Origin of the sequence: Thermococcus profundus (assembly GCF_002214585.1) — an archaeon.
In the GTDB taxonomy this organism is placed as follows: Archaea; Methanobacteriota_B; Thermococci; order Thermococcales; family Thermococcaceae; genus Thermococcus; species Thermococcus profundus.
The window spans coordinates 168,006-184,291 of sequence record NZ_CP014862.1 but is presented as its reverse complement, the minus strand read 5'-3'; the positions used below and the strand labels follow the sequence as shown (position 1 = coordinate 184,291).

The window sequence follows — 16,286 nt, the reverse complement described above, 5'->3', positions numbered from 1 at the left end:
TCTGATTTTGTGATGACGCGAGGTTTCCTGAGCCCTTCGAAAGATTTATAAAAGCTATCCCGGAACGGTGAGCAGTGGGTAAAAACCACACCTTTCTTGGAGGTGTTCGCAGTGGAGATGAAGTTCGAGATACCCGTATGCACATCATGCGGAAAGGAGATAACCCCTAGGGAGCACGCCACTCACTTCGTCTGCCCGAACTGCGGAGAGGAGATAATCTGGCGCTGCGAATCCTGCAGGGTCCTAAGCGTCCCCTACAAGTGCCCCAAGTGCGGATGGGAGGGGCCGTGAATTAGTCTGGAGGTGGAAAAGATGAGCGACTTCAACTTAGTTGGTGTTATAAAGGTCATGCCGACTGACCCTGATGTCAACCTCGACGAGCTCGAGGAGAAGCTCAAGGCAGTCATCCCTGAGAAGTACGGCCTTGCGAAGGTCGAGAGAGAACCCATAGCCTTCGGCCTCGTTGCCCTCAAGTTCTACGTCCTCGGGAGGGACGAAGAGGGCTACTCCTACGACGCTGTCGCCGACATCTTCCGTGAGGTTGAGAACGTCGAGAGCGCCGAAGTTGAGACCGTCTCGAGGATCTGAGGGCTTTTGCCCTCTACAACAGTTTTTCCACATTTTGAAGCATACAAAAATCTTCTGGCTTTTCAGGATCCCCATCTAAAAGTCACCAAGTTGCTGGAAAACAGGAGATAATAGTAAAAAGAAGGAGCATTAAAAGCCCAGCTCCAGAGTCAGCTTCGGCCTCTTCCACTCGTCAAGGATCTCCCTTAGCTCCTCGTTCTCGATCTTAGCGTAGAGCTCGTCGAAGCGCTTCTTTGCCTCCCCATCTCCAGCCTTCCAGCGTGCTAACTCTGCTATTGCCTCGAAAAAGTACGCGGTATCGTCCTCAAAGAGCTCCTTAAAGGCCTTCATGTTCTCCGCAACGACGTTGTAGGAGCCCTCATTGAAGAGCCCCTCGATGAAGTCAACGAGGGTATCAAAAACCAGCCCAAAGATGTCGTCGTTCACGTTTATCGCCTTTATCAGGGCATCGCGGAGCGCCTTAAACGCCCTCCCGTACTCTTCCCTGCCCGCCCATATCTCGGCCTCAATAAGCCTGGCGTTTATCTCAACCTCGTCGTCCCTCGGGCTCCTGAGGACTTCTTTTATCAGGGCCTCGGCCTCGTCGTATTCGCCCAGCTCGTACTTAAAGTGGGCAAGATCAAGGAGGCTTATCATATGGTTCTTCTCGTCGTTAAGGCGCTCAAAAATCTCCCTAGCGCGCTCCATCAGCTCTACCGCCTTCTCAGTCTCTCCAAGCTCGTCGTAGTTGACGGCCAAGTTGGCAAGGGTAAGGCCTATCTCCTTCTCGTTCTTCAGGACGTTCTCTTCATGCTGGAGGAGCTTCTGATATGTCTCTATAGCCTTCTCGGGCATTCCAAAGTGCTCGTATGCGTCGGCGAGGTAGTATAGCGCCGTTGCATATTCCTCCGGATCGTCTTTCTTCAGCTCGACGAGTTTCTTGTAGAGCTCTATACCTCCATCGATATCGTCGAGGTACGCGTAGACGTGGGCTATCTCATGGGCCAGGTCGTAGGGGTCTTCGCACTCAACGGCAACCTCTTTCACCCTCTCCAGCTCCTTCCTGAGGGTCTCCTCGTCCTCTATGGAGTCAAAGTAATCGTCAAAGAGCTCAAGGAGCTTCTCACAGTCTTTCTCTTTGAGTGCATTTTCCCATTCGAATTTCATTTCACTCATTCTTGACCACCGGGCCTATCTCAGAAGAGGGGTTAAAAAGCTATGCTTTATAAACTAGGGACATTTCGCCAAAATATTTAGAATCAATATTGAATAGATACCAAAATTTTGGCGTAATTTGTCTGATAAGAATATCTCTTGGTCATTTTAAGTTGCACAACAAACAGTAATTAACTGAACTTAGTGAACAATTTATCCATATAAAGACATTGTTTTTGCAGAGGTGACCATTCATCCAATGGCAACAGTTATAACCACACTCTCGTTCATTCCAATTGGATAAATTATCCAGGTGTTGAAAATGGAGACCGTTAAAAAAGATATTATCCGTGAATACGCAGGCTGGGAAAGCCTGGATGTACTTGAAAACGCCAATCGCTACCCTGGTCCAACGGGGTTCTTTGCCTACGTTATGGAAGAAGCCCTGAAGGAGAGCGTCACTCTAGTTCCGGAGAATGGGAGAAAAGCACATTTCTCAGGTGACATCTACATTCATAAACTCCCTTACAGCATCTACATACCATACTGTACCGGCCACAGCACATCGAGGATGTTAAAGAAGGGTCTGAGAACGCCCACAATAACGTCAAGGCCAGCGAGGCACTTCGACACATACGTTGACCACATAGCGAACTATTTAATCACTATGCAGCACTACTTTAGCGGCGCCCAAGCCCTGTCTAGCGTTGAGTGGTACGCGGGACCTTTCATAAGAAGGGACGGCCTAAGCAGGGAGAAGATACGCCAGCAGGTTCAGAGGCTCGTCTACAATCTCAACTACCCGAGCAGGGTCGGGATGCAGACGCCGTTCACCAACTTCACGGTGACGCTTGATGCCCCCAAGGAGATGCTCACCGGGGATATGGCGGTTTATGATGGGAGGGAAGTGGAACCGCTCGGAGATTACGAGAGGGAAGCCAAGGAGTTCTTCTTGGCTTTAATCGATGTACTCAGGGAAGGGGATGCGAAGGGTCAGCCATTCACATTCCCGATACCAACAATAATGGGAACCGCCAAGATGCTCTGGAACGATCCTGAGGTGTTCGAGGCAGTTTTCAACACGGCGGCTAAGAGGGGGAGCTTCTACTGGCTCAACACAAACGTAGTTGATCCAGATGCGAGCTACTCGATGTGTTGCAGGATAAACATAGACAAGAGGGAGTTCGCCTTTGCATTCAGCGCTTCCTCCAAGAGCGCCGAGGAAGAGGTCATGGAGCGGCTTGAGAGGCAGCGCTTTGGAGGCCTCTGGGCGATGCCAGATATAACGGGTTCAGTGAACGTCACAACCGTGAACCTGCCACGGCTGGCACTGAAGGCAGGGGATGACGATAAGTTCTGGGAGGAGTACGCTAACCTTCTCGAAACCGTCAGGAAAACCACAGACTGGTTCAGAGAGAGATACGTAAGGCTACTAACGAACTACCGCGAGATGTACAGTATGATACACACTTATCTGGAGGAGTTCCCGTCCAGCCACTTCAACACCATCGGAATTCTCGGCCTCCCGGAGGCGGCCGCCATATACCTCAACGAGCCTGATCTGTGGAGGGAAGGCTCAAGGTCAGAGTGGACAAAGGCCGCGAAGCTGATGAAGAGAATGGTGGAGTTCGCGGTTGAAAAAGCGAGGGAGTGGATGAGGGAGAATGGAACGCCGTGGAACGTTGAGGAAGTCCCAGGAGAGAGCGCCGCTGCAAAGCTCGCCATCAAGGACCTGCGCGAGTTCCCGGAGCTGAAGGACTACCTCGACGACCCTGAGAATCCCATATACTCAACGAGCATCGCCCCCTACTACGGTCCGATTGAGCTAGCCGACAGGATAAGGATCGAAGAAGAAGTTCAGGGGAGCTTCACCGGTGGGGTCATGATGCACATCTTCCTCGGAGAGGAACCCGATCCTGAAGCACTAGCGAAGCTCACAAAGAGGCTCCTAAGGACCAAGCTCGTCTACTGGAGCTACACACCGGCAATAACTGTCTGCAATGCCTGCGGAAGATCCTCAACAGGACTCCACACGGCTTGCCTTTACTGCGGAAGCGAAGACGTTGAGATCTGGAGTAGGATCATTGGCTACTACCGCCCACTCAAGAACTGGAACCCCTACAGAAAGAGGGAGTTCTGGAGCAGGAGACACTACTCTTCCTGATGTCCTTATTCCTTTTTTGGAGGTGATTCAATGCTCACAAGTGGCTGGAAGACTGTCAGCATGGTCGATGTACACGGAAAGGTGACCTTTACCCTCTGGCTCTGCGGCTGCAACCTGAAGTGCCCATTCTGCCACAACTGGCGGGTAGCGGAAGGTAGGGATTGCCTCCCCCTCGATAGAGTGACATTACTGGATGAGCTATCTTCAAGCTCATTCCTCGTGGACTACTTCCACATAACCGGCGGCGAGCCCCTGATGCAGTGGGCTGAGCTCTCATCCCTGCTCGCAGAATCCGAGGAACTCCTCCCGATCAGCCTGAACACCAACCTCACTCTTGTAGGCCCCATGGAGAGACTCCTAAAAGCCGAATTCGTTGACCACATAGCGACCGACCTGAAGGCCCCACCCCAGGAGCTCTATGGACTTCCTCAAGAAGCCTCGAAGCATCTCTGGGAGCTTTTCCTTAGAGGTCTTGACTTGGTTTCTGATTATGGTATCCCCTTGGAGCTCAGAATACCAGTGGCCAGAGGGTTCGAGCAGTGGCCGTGGATAGAAGAGGGTCTGAAACATGTAAGAACGGACTTTTACGTTGTCCTTAACCCTCTGGTGGGCGCACCTTTAACCAGCCCAAGAGATGGTGCATGGTGCTCTGAGCACTGCTGGCCCGGAGAAGAGGTAGAAAAGCTCAAAGAAAAACTAACAGAAATTGGGATTAAGGTCCACGTGAACGATTTCTCAGAGTAGGTACATCCACCGAAAACTTTATAAATAGAGCAAAGGAACCATTCCCCGGAAACACTAATTGTAACTAAAACATTTCCCCACCTAAAAAAAGATGAAAAGGGGGGTGAGGGGAGATGGCCCAGCTTGCAGGCCAGCCGGTTGTTATTCTGCCTGAGGGGACTCAGAGGTACGTTGGTAGGGACGCCCAGAGGCTCAACATTCTTGCCGCTAGGATCATAGCCGAGACCGTTAGAACCACCCTCGGTCCAAAGGGAATGGACAAAATGCTCGTCGACAGCCTCGGCGACATCGTCATCACCAACGACGGTGCCACAATACTCGACGAGATGGACATCCAGCACCCTGCTGCTAAGATGATGGTTGAGGTTGCTAAGACTCAGGACAAGGAGGCTGGTGATGGTACTACTACTGCCGTTGTTATCGCTGGCGAGCTCCTCAGGAAGGCTGAGGAGTTACTCGACCAGAACATCCACCCGAGCATCGTCATCAAGGGATACGCTCTCGCAGCAGAGAAGGCCCAGGAAATCCTCGACGAGATAGCCAAGGAGGTTGACGTGGAGGACAAGGAGATCCTCAAGAAGGCCGCCGTCACCTCAATCACCGGAAAGGCCGCCGAGGAGGAGAGGGAGTACCTGGCTGAGATAGCCGTTGAGGCCGTCAAGCAGGTCGCCGAGAAGGTCGACGGCCGCTACAAGGTCGACCTCGACAACATCAAGTTCGAGAAGAAGGAAGGCGGTGCCGTCAGCGACACTCAGCTCATCAAGGGTGTCGTCATCGACAAGGAGGTCGTCCACCCAGGCATGCCCAAGAGGGTCGAGGGGGCTAAGATCGCCCTCATCAACGAGGCCCTTGAGGTTAAGGAGACCGAAACCGACGCCGAGATCAGGATCACCAGCCCGGACCAGCTCCAGGCCTTCCTCGAGCAGGAGGAGAGGATGCTCCGCGAGATGGTCGACAAGATCAAGGAGGTTGGAGCTAACGTCGTGTTCGTCCAGAAGGGTATTGATGACCTTGCCCAGCACTACCTCGCCAAGTACGGCATAATGGCCGTTAGAAGGGTCAAGAAGAGCGACATGGAGAAGCTCGCCAAGGCCACCGGAGCCAAGATCGTCACCAACGTCCGCGACCTCACCCCGGAGGACCTCGGTGAGGCCGAGCTCGTCGAGCAGAGGAAAGTAGCTGGCGAGAACATGATCTTCGTTGAGGGCTGCAAGAACCCGAAGGCGGTAACCATACTCATCCGCGGCGGTACCGAGCACGTCGTTGACGAGGTTGAGAGGGCCCTCGAGGATGCCGTCAAGGTCGTCAAGGACATCGTCGAGGACGGCAAGATCGTGGCAGCTGGCGGTGCTCCGGAGATCGAGCTCAGCATCAAGCTCGACGAGTACGCCAAGGAGGTCGGCGGCAAGGAGGCTCTCGCCATAGAGAACTTCGCAGAGGCCCTCAAGGTCATCCCGAGGACGCTCGCCGAGAACGCCGGTCTCGACCCGATCGAGACCCTCGTGAAGGTCATCGCCGCCCACAAGGAGAAGGGACCGACCGTCGGTGTCGACGTCTTCGAGGGCGAGCCAGCCGACATGATGGAGCGCGGAGTTATAGCTCCGGTCAGGGTGACCAAGCAGGCCATCAAGAGCGCCAGCGAAGCAGCTATAATGATCCTCAGAATCGACGACGTCATCGCCGCCAGCAAGCTCGAGAAGGACAAGGGCGGCGAGGGCGGAGGAAGCAACGACTTCGGAAGCGACCTCGACTGAAGTCTCTAATCCCTAATTTTCGCTCTTTTATCTCTTATCTACGGCTTATCTCAATTCTTCTCAGATCTCCCCAACCTGCTCCAGCTAAACGTAAGCATTGTTTTCTACGGTCAAGTTCAATATTGAGAAACCGAAAAGTTGATATGCCATTAATGACAATGATTATACAACATTCCTCAAGGGGGGATATAGATGCTAAAAAAGATAACCATAGTTCTGGTTTTTACAGCCCTTCTCATGGCCCCCGCGGTCCTCAGTATTAACTCCGGTAGCCCTCAACAGCACGGCGACATATATCCGCTTACAGTAAACCCCTCGGAGATACCAGGATTGACATCTGACCTGAGCTTTCAAGCAACTACAAAGGGACTTAAGGGGTATTCTCTCTACGCTGTTGATTTAGACGATCTCCTAGCGAAAGCCGAGACTGGATCGGTAACTCTCGAGATAAGGGGAAGAAAGTTCGAGCTGGTCTTAACCCGTGACACCAGCACTCTAGCCCCGGGAGCCACGGACAGACCCATCTACTCCTTCAGGGGGAGCGTCAAAGGCGTCCCCGAAAGCATGGTCGCTCTCACCATAAGCGACAGGGCAGTGTTCGTTACCGTGTGGGTGCCAAATGAATGGTACTACCTGAGGTCCACAAAGACAAAACTCGACGGAAAGCCCGTCGTGGTTGGGTATTCATCCAAGGATGAGGTCTTCAAAAATGTCAGTTACAGGTATTGACGGAAAGTTTACGAAACTAAAGACACCCCACGAATCCCAAAACGGGAGATTTGGATAGGAGGGATCTTCTTGAAGAAGAAGGCCCTTGCGGCTTTTATCATCATTTTGGCTGTTCTTTCCTCAGGCTGCATTGAGGAGAAGGGGACCTCTCCCACAACTTCGAGTACTGAAAACACTAGCAGCATGACGACCTCCTCAAGCGGAGGGATCACTTTCCCGGAAGACGCTTCACCCTTCGGGAACCTCTCGCTGGAGCTCAAAGCCCCGGACTGCGCCTCCGGGTGGTTCAAAGTCACTGTTGTAATAACCAACGTCGGAAACAACACGGTACTTGTCCTCAAGCCCATAAGCATGATTACGCTCCATTTCAAGCTCTACGACGAAAATGGAAGTGAGCTGGAGTACCGGGGGCCAGAGCCGACCTATCTCCCCCTGAAGGATCAAGATGTAGCAGTTTTAAAGGCAGGGGATTCCCTAGAGAAAACCTTCACCCTCAACACTCAGTTCTGGACTACGGAGAATGGAACGTACACGCTCCTCGTCCTCTACGACACAAGGGACGTAAAGGTAGATACAAGCAAGCCGGTATGGAGGGGAAGGCTTGAGGCAGAAGCCAACGTGACTTTGGGGGAATGCGGCTAAAAGTGAATTTCAAAATTTTTTGAAAAAAAAACTTTTTTATCTGGATTCATCTAAACCCCACGTATGCTCCCGATCAAAGCAACTAACCTTTCAAAATCCTTCAACTCAAAGCGCGCCCTTGACGGCGTTTCCTTCTCTATAGAGGGGCCCGGAATAGTAGGAATAATCGGTCCCAACGGCGCTGGGAAGACGACCCTGATTAGAATCCTAACGGGGCTTTTGAGACCGGACTCTGGCAACGTTGAGCTCTTCGGGAGAGAACCCGAGAAAGCCAGGGAGCTCTTTGCACTCCTGCCCCAGGACGTCAGGGCCCACTTCTACACGCTCACGCCGAGAGATTACGTCTACCACTACCTCCGGATGCGCGGTCTCTCAAAGAGGGAAGCCATGAAGAAGGCTGATGAAGCAATGGAAGCCTTCGGGATAACCTATGCTGATGAGCTCTTTTCAACCCTCTCTGGCGGCATGGTCAGGAGGGCCCTTCTAGCTATGGTTCTCTCGGCGGAGGTTCCGCTCTACTTCCTTGATGAACCTACCGTCGGCCTCGACGTCCAGAACAGGCTCAAGCTGTGGGAGATGCTTAGAGAAAGGGCCGAAGAAGCCACGATAATCCTCACAAGCCACTACCTCAACGAGATATCGAGCGTCTGCGACCGGGTGCTCCTACTCAAAGCGGGGAAGGTAGTTGCCGACGGCAAGCCTGAGGAGATAGCGCGGGACTATCTGAGGAAGTTCACCTCGAAGATCGTCGCCTTTGAGGACGTTTCACTTGAGGGTTTTACCCTGAGGAGGGCCGGAAGGAAGGCCTACATCTACGCGCGCTCCAAAGCGGAGGAGAAGGAAATCATCGGGAAGCTTGAGGAGCTTCGGGTGCCCTTCAGGAGGGAGGGGGTAACGATAGAGGACGTCTTCCTGGTCGGTGGTATCGATGATGGCGCTGGTTGAGTACTACGCGAGGGCTCTAACCAAAGGAAAGTTCGCGCTGGTGAGCTTTGCCCTTCAGCCACTCTCGTTCATCTTCATCGTCTACGTCGTGAGCGGCGGGAGGTTCCTTGACAGGGCGCTCGCGGGAGCGATCGTGAGCTTCATAGCCGGCGTCGGGATAGCTGACCTCTCCATCGAGCTGGTTGGAATGAAGGCCCGCTCGAAGTTCTACGACATAATAATGTCCCTTCCCGGAGAAAACTGGAGGAAGGCCCTGGGGATATCCATCGGCATGAGCACTCCAGCCTTTCCTTACGTCCTGCTTCTAATGTTCCTCCTCTCATGGCACCTTGGATTGGAAGAGGTACCGAAGATGCTGTTTGGAATAGTCTCGCTCTGGCTCTGGGGTATCGGGATGGGCTTTCTCATGGGAGTCAAGACAAAGGAGCCGCTCACCATTATGAGACTCTCTAACCTAACCGTTACGGTCCTAACGGTCTTTCCACCGGTTTACTATCCTGCCAGAGTTCTCCCGGAAAAGCTCGCTGCCCTGATGAACCTTCTCCCAACGGTGAGCGCGGCCAGGCTGATGACTGAGGGAGGGGGAGAAGCTTTCCTGATTTCGCTTTTCTGGTCGGTCTTTGGGGCACTTCTCCTCTGGAGGTTCAAGGGATTTGAAGTGTGAAGGTTGGAATATTTGACTTTATGACTACACGACGTTTTTAAGTTCCAAAACCCCAATTCATGATGGTGGTATGATGGAGGAGATAGAGGCAGTTTACGAGAACGGTGTTTTTAAACCCCTCAAAAAGCCCCACCTCAAGGACAAAGAGAAGGTTGTCATAGTCGTTAAAGAGAAAGTCCTCACAAAGAACTTCATTCAGAGGCTTGAAGAGCTCGGCAAAACCCTTCCAAAATTCCAAAACCCCTCAAAGCTCCTTGAGGAGGACAGAAGATGATAGTGGTTGATGCGAACGTTTTGATAGATGCACTTTTCGAGAGAAATCCAGAGCGTCGAAATCTAGCGATTGAGTTCTTTAGAACCATCGAAGGAAAACCCGTTTACGTTCCAAGGATTTTCATAGTGGAGGTTCTCTCCATAGCAAGACGACTCGGCATTAAAATTGATTACCAAATCCTGCTCTCACTCATAGAAGAGTTTAACGTCAAGAGCGAAGGTGAACTGTTTAATCTAGCAGTTTATGTTGCGGAGAACATCCACCCTAGGGCTGTTGATGCCTACTATATAGCAACTGCCATACTTACCGGCAGCGTTCTTGTTTCAAACGATAGAGTTATGATCAAAAACAGTAGAAGGGCCGGTATAACTGCCTTTTATCTGCTTGAAGAGTTTGAAGAACTGAAACAATTTTTAAAGTTCTGATAGCCTTTTAATCTCCTCTTCAAGCCTCTTCAGCTTTCCCTTAAACCTTCTGACCTGTGCGTTCGCGATTTTAACGATTCTCTCAATGTAGGCCTCATCGACCCAGAGAACTCCGTTCTCCCCAAGCGGAACGTCCATCCTCTCAGTTGAGCGTATCTCAACTACCAGCTTCTTGTGGCTCACGCTCTTTATGTTGGAGTACTTGAAGCCGAGGTCTATCGCGAGGTTTAACAGCTTCACGGCATCTTCGAGAGTTCTAGCTCCAACGTGGAGGATCGGACTTCTGACCAAAAACCAGAGCTGGCCAGAGCGATGCTTTCCAACGGCCTCAAGGACTTCCTCAACGCTCACTTCCCTGTGCCACTTGCCGAGCCAGACGGAGTTCACCTTGTCCCCGAAGTACGGCATCTCCATAACTGAAATCCTTCCCGAGCAGGAGGAGGTCGTGAAGTAGTTGGGAAGTGCGTTTATCTTCTCCAGGAGCGGGATTATGTCATGATCGACCTTGTCCTCTTCGAGCGCCTTCATCAGGCCCTCCATCGCCTTCCCCTTCTGTTCGTCGAAGTTTTCAGTGTAGAGGAACATCCAACTCACCTCTCTAACTTTGGCATCACTTTTCTAAGAGAATCAGCTTCAGATTTGAGACCTCAGCTATCGCTATAAAGTCAGAATCGCGTGTTATCAGTTCTTCCCCGCGATTTATGCAGATTGCCGCGATTAAGAGATCAGCGAATCCACGAGGTTCGCCCCTTTTAAGGAGCCTCTCCTGAAGTTGGTGAGCCAAGAGAAAGTCGTCGAGGGTAGGAAATAGAACCTCCCCATTAAAGCGCGAATACCTGGCGATCTGAGGGAATTCAACAAAGGTAACCCCGGTTATTGCCTCGGTTATGCCCTCCTTATTTCTAATCCGATCAATGACCACGTTTGTATCTACGACAACCATTCCAACCGCCTTTTGTCTTTTTCACGGATCCTCCCGATTTCCGCGGGTATTTCAATGCTCTCCTCCGTTTCAGAGATTCCCATGAGCTTCCTCAACTCATCGATACTCACCTTCTCCGGTGAGCTTTCCAACAGCGCCCGCAGGAATGCCTCCCGGAACTTCCTCTCATCGACCCAATCGGGCACAGAGACCGTAATGACCTTCCCCATAATTATCCCCTGTGAGGTTGTAGCTTTCAGCGTATTTTAACGTTTTTCGTCACTGTTCTCAAAAGAGCTATGGGCAGATTAGTCCAGCCAACCTTTTAAAAGGGTTTTCCGAGTGGAGGGCGGTGAGAAAATGGGGATAAAGATGAGGTGGGAAGACTTCGCGAGGAGCATGGGGGTCGAGCCCCAGATACTCGAGAACAGGGAGGCGAGGGTCCTTAAGGAGTTCGTGATGGATCTGAAGTTCCCAACCCACTGTCAGGGCTGTCAGGGGCTCGATCTGAGCAATCCAAACCCCGTTCATCATCCGAGCTACGAGCTGACTCCTGCCTGCAACCACGACTGCATCTTCTGCTACTCCAATGTAGCGGTAAAGCTCGGAAAGGCCCCGAAGCCGGGCTACTACGGCTGGGAAAACCCTTACGCGATAACCGTCTCCCAGTATGGGGAGCCGCTCATAAGCCCGCGCATAGTCGAGGTTAACAGGATGCTCCGCGAGAGGTTTCCGAATGCAAGGTTAGACCTCCAGACCAACGGATCCCTACTGACCGAGGAGCTGTGGAGGAAGCTCGACTTCGACCTCGTGATGATAAGCCTTGACGCCGCGAGCAGGGAGAAGCACCTGAAGATAACCAACGCCGACACGTTCGAGGCCGTTGTCAATGCTCTCCGAATAGTTGGAGGGGACAAGTCAGTCCGCTCGGTCGTGAGGACGATCTTCATGCCGGGGATAAACGACGAGGACATCCCAAAAATAGCGGAACTTGCCGCCTCCCTAAGTGTTGACGAGATGATGCTCCAGCCGCTGACTATCCACGAGCTCAACGTCGAGAGGCTGAAGAGGGCAGGGTTGGACTTTGAGAGGGCCGAGAGTGTGAGGGATTTCCTCAAGGCAGCGATGGAGGCCAAGGAGTACATCGACGTGAGGATAAGCGGCTGTCAGCTGGCAGTGTACAGAACGATGGATCCGCTGACGCTGTTCAGCGCAAAACGTGTTGGAAGGGACGTCGCGCCCGCAGTGAAGAGGGAGAAAACAAAACTTTAAGTTCCAATTTTTATAATTTCCCTTGATGCATAAATTACCCAGAAAGTTTATAAGAAATTTTTGAGACACCACAGCAGGGAGGATTATGAGGCTCCTGAGGAGCATAGCTACCAACCTAGCACTCATAATCATCTCACTCCTCCTCACAGCCGCCGTCGTGGCCGAGGCAGAGGAGAAGATCTCGGCGATGGAAGCTCCTAAAGAGGAGAACTCCACCATCGACCTCCCTTCGGAACTGGACAACCTTACGATGGCCCCCCAAAAGAAGGAAACCCTGGAATCCCGCGTTGATAGGTATTTCCATTTCGTCTGGAACTCGTTCACGGGCCGGAGGAGGGATTATGCCCTTAGGGAGGTGGGATTCACCCTCGCACTTCTGACACTCACAATGGCGCTGGTATTCGTATTCGGCCTATACTGGGGTCTTCGAGCCGGGTACAGAGGTGGATGGTCGGACAGAATTCTTTCAACTTTGGCCCCCCTGTTTTCAGGTGTTCCCGCCTGGTTCTGGTCGCTCCTGTTCCTGTGGACCCTCTGGTGGAAGTGGGACATAGGTTCCATAAACTACTCCAGCTACATCATAGAGGCCAAGCGGCACGGTGGAGTTACTATTCTCACGTACCTAGGTGCCCTCCTCATACCAGTGCTGGCCCTAACCCTCTCCAACGTCGTGGTCTACGCATTCAACGTCCGAAACCTCGTTAAGAGGGAATCCAACGAGGATCACTTCTTCGCGGATCTCCTCAAAGGGCTTCCGGACAGGAGGATAATGAAGAAGCTCTTGAGAACCGTCCTCCCCTCTTTTCTAACCTTCACAAGCTACAACTTCCTCAACCTCATGATAAACGCCATGGCAGTGGAGAAGCTCTTCGATGTTCCTGGTATCGGGTGGGTTCTGACTCAGGCAGTAACGGTCACGTACGAAAACAACGAGTTTGGGATTCCGACGATACCTGAATTCCAGTTCCATGGAAACGAGGTTTTCTTCGTGGCCTTTGTGATGGCCTTCCTCTACTTCATAAACTCAACGGTTCTTGAGGCCCTCTACCTCCACCTCGACCCAAGGAGGGAGGTTCATGAGTAAACCTCCAGGGATCCCGTGGAAGATCAAAGCGGCGGTTGCTATAGTGCTCTTTTACACTCTGGCATCAATAATAGGCCCCTACACGCTGAAAGGGGAGGACATCAAGAACTGGGGCAACCTCGCCTACTGGGACAAAAATCCCAGAGGGATGCCGCCGGAGTGGTACGGGAGACTGAAGAACCTGCCTCCCTCCGGATGGATGGAGGGGAGGTATCTTAACGGGAGCTATGTCTTCACCTACGACTTCCACTACCGGAGCGCCCCCAAGGACATCGTCGTCTTCATAAACACCACTAAATCCATAGAGATTGAACTGAAAACTCCCCTCAACGAGTCTTTCCTCCTCTTCAAGGGATCCCCAAGCCTGCAGAACTACGTGGTACACCTCGGAAGGAACTATCTGACGCTGGAGAAGATAACAGCGGAGAGGTGCAGGACAAACATGAGGGGGCAGTCCCTCTTCGAGAAGACCATCCTGAACGCGGTTTTCTCCAAGCCGGTAAAGGAGTGCATCACAGACCCAGAGCCGGTCTATGGAAAGTACGAGATAAAAGTGAAGGCAGAGGACTCTCCCCTAACGCGGATCATCTACGGAGGTACACCCAGCCTCAATCCAAATGAAACGGTCAGGATATTCATCGCAGGGAAGAGCTATGGCTACCTCGGAACGGACACCCTTGGGAGGGACGTCTGGGTCGGCTTCATCGGAGGGATGAGGGAAACCCTGGTAATAGCACTGGAGGCCGCCCTGATCTCCGTGGGGCTGGGCCTCATCCTCGGAACGCTCGGCGGGATCTCCGGGAAGCTGGGGGACGGTATCAATCTGATCTCCCGCTTCCTGACGGTGCTGCCAGTTCTCCCCCTCGCCATGGCCTCCGTCGTGTGGCTTGGAAGGGTGAGCCTCGAAAACAACACGTACATGATAAAGATAAACTCCCTCCTCGTCTCGCTCATAATAGGAACCCTTCTGGCTGGAAACGTCTCGAGGAACATCAGGGCTATAGTCAAAGAGGAGCTCAGAAAGGGCTACGCCGAGTCCTCCAAAGCCCTGGGTGGAACACTGGTCTGGATAATCAGAAAACATGTGTCCCGGGTTCTGATACCGTACTCCCTCGAACAGCTAGCCCTCGCGGTTCCAGGGGTCGTGGCGTTCCTAACCCTCCTGGGCTTCTTCAACATTCTCCCAGGCTTCAACTGGAGCGGTCTAATGAGCCAGACCATCGTTTACAACGCTGAGTACCAGTTCCTCTGGTGGCAGGTGCTTCCCATCGGAGTTTCCATTGGCCTGCTGGCCCTTGCGTTCGTGGCCATAGCGAACTGGATCGAGGAAGAGTTTATTAAAATCTAAGACCCTAACACAAAGGGGTGGCAATGATACTGGAGAAACTTTTGGCCGCGATCCTGCTCACCATGTTCCTCGGGATAAGCGCTGCGGTAAAGGTAATGGGAACTATAATGAGGGCTGGAAGCGCGGTGTGGAGGAAGGCCCTGCGGGTGGAGATCCCTGAAAACGAGAAGAAAAGCTGGGAGAAAGTACACACCGCAGTGTGGCTTCTGATCGGGATCTGGGCGTTCTGGAGGCTGAAAAGCTCCACCCTGCTAGGAGCAGTATTCGGCTTTCTTTCGTTCAGAAGCGGATCCAACGTTTCAAAAACGGCGGTCTACGCCCTCCACGACCGCAACATCTTGAAGAGATACTCCGAGGGGGACAGACTGCTCTCTGTGGTAGGGATTGCCTCGGCCTTCTCCCTGCTTATGGAGGGCATTTTCGTCCTCAGCTTTGCAACCGCGTACAGGATCCTGTCAGCCACCGCCGGACCAACGACCACTGCGGGAAGCTTCATCATCTATCTGTGGATAGGCGGCTTTCTCTTTGGAGCGGTGTTCGCGTGGCTCGTTTCCAGGGACAACGAAGGGGTAATCCTCAAGAACGAGGCTCCGGTGGTTCTCTTCTTCACCACCCTAAGCGGAAAAAGAAAGGCCGAAGAGGGAATTAAAAAGTCCAAGAAAATAGCCAAAAAGCCCATAGAACACCTAAGAAGAAAGGAATGAAACCCAGAGGCAATCTTTTAAACCCCTCCGGGAACTGCAAAACATGCTCAAGTGCTCACTCTGCATCCACGATGAAAGGACGGCGAAGATAGACATAATCGACGGAAGGCCGATATGCCGTGAGTGCCAGGTCTATCTGAAACACCCCTTCAATCGGGAGAAGATACGGGAAGAACTCGATGAACTCATGAAAACCGTTGAGGAGGCAGTTCTGGCATACTCCGGGGGAAAGGACAGTGTGGTAGCACTATATCTCGCCAAAGAGGTTTACAAGATCCCCGAGCTGGAGGCTGTCATGATAGACCACGGACTCATGGCAGAGGAAGCCATAGAGAACGCCGAGAGAATAGCCCGGTACCTGGACGTGCCCTTCAAAATCCTCCGCTACGACTACTCAGACATCTTCCGCGAGGCCCTCCTTAAGGCCCAAAGCCCGTGCAGGGCCTGCTCTCGAAGGACCATGGAAAAGCTGAGAAAATACGCGCTGAGAAACGGCTACAGATACATAATCACAGGCCACGAACTCCCCTTCGGGCACCATCCTTACAGGCAGATGAGCGGGGGGATAACCCAGATAAGGCTGCTCTCGCTAATGTCAGAGAAAGAAAGGCTTGAAATTCTGGGAAAGCTTCCATTCGAGTTCCCACAGCTTCCCGGCTACACGACGAACTGCCTCGTTCTCGGCCCCGCGCTTGAGAGGTACTGGGAAAAGCACGGGCACTCCTTCGAGCACAGGAGAATAGCGGCGCTGGTACGCTACGGACTAATGAGCAGGGAGAGGGCGGAGGAAGAGCTGAAAAGGCCCCACGTTCCCGATGAACAGAAGGAACTCGTTTTCAAAAGACTGGGATTGTCTTTATAATCGCGTTATAACTACTGTAACATTTTACAGC

The 16,286-nt window shown here is 52.5% G+C and carries 20 protein-coding genes; 16 read left to right on the top strand and 4 right to left on the bottom strand.

Annotated elements, in window-relative coordinates:
• The first annotated feature begins 117 nt into the window (after positions 1-117).
• Together A3L09_RS00975 and A3L09_RS00970 are read left to right on the top strand one after the other, a co-directional pair.
• Positions 118-291 carry a zinc finger domain-containing protein gene (locus tag A3L09_RS00975; RefSeq protein ID WP_198362293.1) on the top strand — a complete coding sequence of 58 codons (174 nt, stop codon included), beginning with the start codon at positions 118-120 and terminating at the stop codon, positions 289-291.
• Between the two features lie 21 nt (positions 292-312).
• Positions 313-588 (top strand): elongation factor 1-beta, encoded by a 276-nt coding sequence (locus A3L09_RS00970; RefSeq protein ID WP_088857201.1) that lies wholly within the window; start codon positions 313-315, stop codon positions 586-588.
• A gap of 129 nt (positions 589-717) precedes the next feature.
• On the opposite strand, the gene A3L09_RS00965 is transcribed toward A3L09_RS00970, so the two are convergent.
• Positions 718-1,743 (bottom strand): tetratricopeptide repeat protein, encoded by a 1,026-nt coding sequence (locus A3L09_RS00965; protein ID WP_088857200.1) that lies wholly within the window; start codon positions 1,741-1,743, stop codon positions 718-720.
• Between the two features lie 301 nt (positions 1,744-2,044).
• Here A3L09_RS00965 and A3L09_RS00960 point away from each other — a divergent pair, with 301 nt between their 5' ends.
• The 9 genes from A3L09_RS00960 (at position 2,045) to A3L09_RS00920 (ending at position 10,063) form a co-directional block, all read left to right on the top strand.
• Positions 2,045-3,886, top strand: coding sequence for an anaerobic ribonucleoside triphosphate reductase (locus tag A3L09_RS00960; RefSeq protein ID WP_088857199.1), 1,842 nt, complete (start codon positions 2,045-2,047; stop codon positions 3,884-3,886).
• Positions 3,887-3,916: 30 nt separating this feature from the next.
• Positions 3,917-4,630 carry an anaerobic ribonucleoside-triphosphate reductase activating protein gene (locus A3L09_RS00955; protein WP_088857198.1) on the top strand — a complete coding sequence of 238 codons (714 nt, stop codon included), beginning with the start codon at positions 3,917-3,919 and terminating at the stop codon, positions 4,628-4,630.
• Between the two features lie 113 nt (positions 4,631-4,743).
• Positions 4,744-6,384: a thermosome subunit beta gene (gene thsB, locus A3L09_RS00950; RefSeq protein ID WP_088857197.1), complete on the top strand. Its 1,641-nt coding sequence runs from the start codon at positions 4,744-4,746 to the stop codon at positions 6,382-6,384.
• A 192-nt stretch (positions 6,385-6,576) separates the two neighbouring features.
• Positions 6,577-7,113: a hypothetical protein gene (locus tag A3L09_RS00945; RefSeq protein WP_088857196.1), complete on the top strand. Its 537-nt coding sequence runs from the start codon at positions 6,577-6,579 to the stop codon at positions 7,111-7,113.
• A gap of 69 nt (positions 7,114-7,182) precedes the next feature.
• Positions 7,183-7,755 carry a hypothetical protein gene (locus tag A3L09_RS00940; RefSeq protein WP_088857195.1) on the top strand — a complete coding sequence of 191 codons (573 nt, stop codon included), beginning with the start codon at positions 7,183-7,185 and terminating at the stop codon, positions 7,753-7,755.
• A gap of 63 nt (positions 7,756-7,818) precedes the next feature.
• Entirely contained in the window at positions 7,819-8,700 is an 882-nt protein-coding gene (locus A3L09_RS00935) for an ABC transporter ATP-binding protein (protein WP_088857194.1), read from the top strand.
• The gene (locus A3L09_RS00930; RefSeq protein WP_088857193.1) at positions 8,684-9,364 is read left to right on the top strand and encodes a multidrug transporter; all 681 of its coding nucleotides are present in this window, start codon (positions 8,684-8,686) and stop codon (positions 9,362-9,364) included. The genes A3L09_RS00935 and A3L09_RS00930 overlap by 17 nt, the downstream gene beginning before the upstream one ends.
• Positions 9,365-9,434: 70 nt before the next feature.
• Positions 9,435-9,638, top strand: coding sequence for an antitoxin family protein (locus A3L09_RS00925; protein WP_335755335.1), 204 nt, complete (start codon positions 9,435-9,437; stop codon positions 9,636-9,638).
• Positions 9,635-10,063: a type II toxin-antitoxin system VapC family toxin gene (locus A3L09_RS00920; RefSeq protein WP_088857191.1), complete on the top strand. Its 429-nt coding sequence runs from the start codon at positions 9,635-9,637 to the stop codon at positions 10,061-10,063. The genes A3L09_RS00925 and A3L09_RS00920 overlap by 4 nt, the downstream gene beginning before the upstream one ends.
• Here A3L09_RS00920 and taw3 read toward each other — a convergent pair.
• The 3 genes from taw3 to A3L09_RS00905 are packed head-to-tail and all read right to left on the bottom strand — an operon-like array spanning position 10,052 to position 11,215.
• On the bottom strand, positions 10,052-10,648 hold the full coding sequence (gene taw3, locus A3L09_RS00915; protein WP_088857190.1) for a tRNA(Phe) 7-((3-amino-3-carboxypropyl)-4-demethylwyosine(37)-N(4))-methyltransferase Taw3: 597 nt from the start codon (positions 10,646-10,648) through the stop codon (positions 10,052-10,054). The two genes, A3L09_RS00920 and taw3, sit on opposite strands and share 12 nt — an antisense overlap.
• 25 nt (positions 10,649-10,673) lie before the next feature.
• Positions 10,674-11,006: a PIN domain-containing protein gene (locus tag A3L09_RS00910; RefSeq protein WP_088857189.1), complete on the bottom strand. Its 333-nt coding sequence runs from the start codon at positions 11,004-11,006 to the stop codon at positions 10,674-10,676.
• The gene (locus A3L09_RS00905) at positions 10,994-11,215 is read right to left on the bottom strand and encodes a hypothetical protein (RefSeq protein WP_088857188.1); all 222 of its coding nucleotides are present in this window, start codon (positions 11,213-11,215) and stop codon (positions 10,994-10,996) included. The genes A3L09_RS00910 and A3L09_RS00905 overlap by 13 nt, the downstream gene beginning before the upstream one ends.
• A 130-nt stretch (positions 11,216-11,345) precedes the next feature.
• Between A3L09_RS00905 and A3L09_RS00900 the strand changes: the two genes are divergently transcribed.
• The 5 genes from A3L09_RS00900 to A3L09_RS00880 all read left to right on the top strand — a co-directional run bounded on the left by A3L09_RS00900 (position 11,346) and on the right by A3L09_RS00880 (position 16,255).
• Entirely contained in the window at positions 11,346-12,257 is a 912-nt protein-coding gene (locus A3L09_RS00900; RefSeq protein WP_088857187.1) for a radical SAM protein, read from the top strand.
• Positions 12,258-12,342: 85 nt separating this feature from the next.
• Positions 12,343-13,341 (top strand): ABC transporter permease subunit, encoded by a 999-nt coding sequence (locus tag A3L09_RS00895; protein ID WP_088857186.1) that lies wholly within the window; start codon positions 12,343-12,345, stop codon positions 13,339-13,341.
• A complete protein-coding gene (locus tag A3L09_RS00890; RefSeq protein WP_088857185.1) occupies positions 13,334-14,689 on the top strand; it encodes an ABC transporter permease subunit in 1,356 nt (451 codons plus the stop codon). Before A3L09_RS00895 ends, A3L09_RS00890 begins: the two co-directional genes overlap by 8 nt.
• 23 nt (positions 14,690-14,712) lie before the next feature.
• The gene (locus A3L09_RS00885) at positions 14,713-15,393 is read left to right on the top strand and encodes a hypothetical protein (protein WP_088857184.1); all 681 of its coding nucleotides are present in this window, start codon (positions 14,713-14,715) and stop codon (positions 15,391-15,393) included.
• A gap of 43 nt (positions 15,394-15,436) precedes the next feature.
• Positions 15,437-16,255, top strand: a complete 819-nt coding sequence (locus tag A3L09_RS00880; protein WP_088857183.1) for a 7-cyano-7-deazaguanine synthase — start codon at positions 15,437-15,439, stop codon at positions 16,253-16,255.
• Positions 16,256-16,286: the final 31 nt, after the last annotated feature.